This is a genomic window from Veillonella sp. (genome assembly GCF_015058545.1).
Taxonomy (GTDB): Bacteria; Bacillota; Negativicutes; order Veillonellales; family Veillonellaceae; genus Veillonella_A.
This window is the reverse complement of the sequence record NZ_SVCB01000007.1, coordinates 1-3,434: the sequence shown is the minus strand read 5'-3', so window position 1 is coordinate 3,434 and position 3,434 is coordinate 1. Positions and strand designations below refer to the sequence as shown.

At 41.2% G+C, this 3,434-nt stretch carries 5 protein-coding genes; 4 read left to right on the top strand and 1 reads right to left on the bottom strand.

Features of this window, described 5'->3' with window-relative positions; translation table 11 throughout:
* From E7204_RS00295 to E7204_RS00280, 4 genes are all read left to right on the top strand, one after another.
* On the top strand, positions 1-801 hold an 801-nt coding region (locus E7204_RS00295), incomplete at its 5' end, for an NAD(P)H-dependent glycerol-3-phosphate dehydrogenase (RefSeq protein ID WP_295180473.1).
* 83 nt (positions 802-884) lie between these two features.
* The gene (gene rsmD / locus E7204_RS00290) at positions 885-1,439 is read left to right on the top strand and encodes a 16S rRNA (guanine(966)-N(2))-methyltransferase RsmD (RefSeq protein ID WP_127058155.1); all 555 of its coding nucleotides are present in this window, start codon (positions 885-887) and stop codon (positions 1,437-1,439) included.
* A gap of 4 nt (positions 1,440-1,443) precedes the next feature.
* Complete coding sequence (gene coaD / locus E7204_RS00285; RefSeq protein ID WP_021841784.1) at positions 1,444-1,932, top strand: pantetheine-phosphate adenylyltransferase; 489 nt, start codon at positions 1,444-1,446, stop codon at positions 1,930-1,932.
* Between the two features lie 20 nt (positions 1,933-1,952).
* Positions 1,953-2,405: a hypothetical protein gene (locus E7204_RS00280; protein ID WP_021841785.1), complete on the top strand. Its 453-nt coding sequence runs from the start codon at positions 1,953-1,955 to the stop codon at positions 2,403-2,405.
* Between the two features lie 119 nt (positions 2,406-2,524).
* Here the strand turns inward: E7204_RS00280 and E7204_RS00275 are convergent.
* A partial coding sequence (locus E7204_RS00275; RefSeq protein ID WP_295180468.1) for an NFACT RNA binding domain-containing protein occupies positions 2,525-3,434 on the bottom strand: 910 nt, incomplete at its 5' end.

Below are 3,434 nucleotides of genomic sequence, written 5' to 3'. Positions count from 1 at the left end.
GCCGAAAACAGTGATATCCTTTTGATTGTGACGCCGTCTATTTATGTGCGTGATACACTGAAGCAGTTTGCCCCATATATTTCTGCAAAAACGACGGTAGTTATTTGCTCTAAGGGGATTGAACGAGAGACGGGTAAGCGTTTATCCGAAGTGGCTGATGAGGTTGTAGGCCATATTACGGAGCACTTAGCTATTTTATCCGGACCTAATCATGCCGAGGAAATAGGCCGTGATTTACCGGCTGCAACGGTTGTAGCGGCACGAACGGTACCAACGGCGGAGCAAGTGCAACAGGCTTTAAGTACTGTTAATTTCCGGGTCTATGTGAATGAAGATATGACGGGCGTAGAACTGGCAGCCACAACGAAGAATATTATCGCCTTAGCGGCCGGTATTGCAGATGGTATGAAGCTTGGTGATAATTGTAAGTCAGCTCTTTTGACACGTGGTCTTCATGAGATGACCAAATTTGGTGTGGCTATGGGGGCACGTCGCGAAACTTATGCCGGGCTCGCCGGTATGGGTGATTTGATTACCACTTGTATGAGTCGTCATAGTCGTAACCGCGCAGCGGGTCAGAAATTGGCAGCCGGTGAAACTATGGATTATATAATGAATCACTCCAATATGGTGGTAGAAGGCTTTTTTGCCGTAAAAACAGTGTATAAAATCGCTAAAGCAAAAGAATTGGATTTACCTATAACGGAAGCTTTATACGAAGTTCTATACTATCAAAAATCGCCTCAAACAGCACTTATGGAGCTGATGGGGCGCAACTTGAAAGATGAAATGTTCTTATAATAATTTTTCCCTAGGAATGTACTTTTATTTTGGAACATTATATACTATAATTAAAAGACAAGTGTAGGCATAAAGAGGGAAGTATGAGAATTATTGCAGGACGTGCCAAAGGTCATATATTGAAAGCTCCGAAAGGGATGAGTACGAGACCCACACAGGATCGTGTGCGGGAGAGTATTTTTAATATACTGACTAATTACGGTCTGATTGAGTCCACCGTACTTGATTTTTTCTCCGGTACAGGCGCTTTCGGATTGGAAGCCGTCAGTCGCGGTGCCTCACTGGCCGTATGCGTTGATAAACGGACAGCTCGAATTATTAAAGCGAACATAGAGCATTGTCATATGGAAGACGCGGTTGAAGTGATACCAACATCGATTGAAACGGCGGCTAAACAGTTAGCCGGTCGTCAGTTTGATTATATTTTTGCGGATCCGCCATATGAACAAGGTTTTGTGGCCGCAACGTTGGCTGTAGTCGTGAATCAGCAATTACTAAAAGAAAATGGAATGCTTATTGTGGAGCATCATGAAAACGAACCGCTTGTATTGCCGGAAGGTTGGAGCCTTGTTAGGGAACAACGCTTTGGTTATACGAAGGTGACGTATTGTGTACCCTATGAGCTTGAAAGGAGCTAATATAGTGCGTATAGGCATTTGCCCAGGGAGTTTTGACCCTGTGACAAACGGGCATGTCGATATTTTTGAACGAGCGAGTAAGCTTGTAGATAAGTTGATTGTGGCGGTTTTAACTAATCCGAATAAAAATAATTTGTTTACTCAAGATGAGCGAGTTGAATTGATTAAAGCCTCCGTAGCCCATATACCTAATGTTGAAGTGGATTGTGCATCAGGTCTGTTGATTGATTATGCAAAATCAAAAAACAGTATTATGATTATTCGAGGCTTGCGAGCGCTTGCTGATTTTGAATATGAATTCCAACGAGCTTTATTTTCAAAGTTTTTGGATGACGATATTGAAACCGTTTTTATCATGACGAATAATAAGTATTCATTTGTCAGTTCCACGGGAATTCGCGAATTAGCGCGATTTAATGGTCGTCTTGACGGCTTAGTTCCGGATGCAGTAAAAGAAGCGTTAGAAGCAAAATTTGCGAATCGTAGTGAATAGTACTAATAGGAGTGGCGAGAATGAAAACAGAAAAACTTTTAGAAGATTTGGAAAATTTAATTGAAACCAGTGGTCGCATTCCTATGACCACCAAACGTGTCATTGAAGAAGAAGAAATTATGCGTGTCTTAGATGCCATTAATGAATCTTTGCCGTTGGAGCTTGAAGAATCCCGCCGTATTATGGCTGAAAAAGATAAAATTTTGGCAGATGCACAGCGTCAAGCCGATACTTTGATTGCTCAGGCCAAAGATTATATTGCAAAATTGACGGAAGAAAGCGAACTTGTTAAGCAGGCTCAGACTCAGGCTAACCAAATTATTACCTTGGCTAACCAATCTTCCGAAGAATTGAAAAACAGTTCTATTCAATATGCTCAAGATGTAATGCGTTATATTGAAAACAACTTGGAAAAAACTTTGGAAAGCTTGCGCCAAAACCGCGAAAGCTTAAAACAATCCAATCGCGATTAATTGCGTTATTTTTGGCGATTTTGTTGACAATGTCGGTCATTGTAAGCTTGAAATAAAAAAGCTCTCAGGAAGCATCCTTGCTATACTTGGTATAGGGGATTTCCTGAGAGCTTTTTTGCTTATTCGTAGAGATTCGTTTCTTTATTTAATACCGGTTCTTTCGGGTCAATTACTGCTGTTTTCTGATTCGTATAAATAACAAAGCCTAATGGCGATGCCGGTGGTTTTTTTATAAATTTAACAGGGGTATAATCGATAGCTACTTTGGAGGACTCGCGAGCCCGGCTGAAATAGGCGGCATAGCGGGCGGCTAGGGTAAGCATTTCATCGGTTGGTTCGCCGCCTTGGGTGCGTAAGATAACATGACTGCCTTGTACCTGCAAAGTATGAAACCACATATCATCAGGCTTGGCAAAACGATGGGTTAAATATTCATTCTGCTGATTGTTGCGACCGATGAAAATTTCACCGCCGTCAATTTGAAAATGCATGAAATTATGTTTCGGTGCCTTATAACTAACCGGCTTTTTAGATTTTTTCAAAAGCCCGGCCTGTTCACATTCATTGTAGATTTCTTGAACCGTTTCTTTGCTGTCGGCAATGGTTAAACTGTATAAAACGGACTGAAGATAGTCAATGCGACGACTACTTTGCTCTAATTGATATAAACCGCTTTGTTTACGATTTTTTAACTTCGTATAGAGTTTGTAATAGTTTTGCGCATTCTCTACAACGGTTAATTCCGGCACGAGGGGAATGGTAATCGGTTCAACGGGATTTACTAAAATATTGTCTAAGGTGATATTTGGTTCGTATTGCGTATCGCGATAGGCATTAATCATCAATAAATCACCAAAAGCCTTATATTCATCGGCTTTTGAGCTATCGTTAAGTTCGGCTTCAATCTTACTGTGACGGAGTTCTTCTTTTTTGATAGCCTGTTCTAAAGTTCGTTCCAATTCACGAGTGGTCGTATTGATGCCGCCTTGTTTTACAACGGCTACTTCAAGCGGTTGTGAGATGGAATCG

What these genes read in the sequence shown, in the direction of transcription:
- rsmD (WP_127058155.1), top strand. Translation starts at nt 885, where the DNA reads ATGAGAATTATTGCAGGACGTGCCAAAGGTCATATATTGAAAGCTCCG.
- E7204_RS00280 (WP_021841785.1), top strand. Translation starts at nt 1,953, where the DNA reads ATGAAAACAGAAAAACTTTTAGAAGATTTGGAAAATTTAATTGAAACC.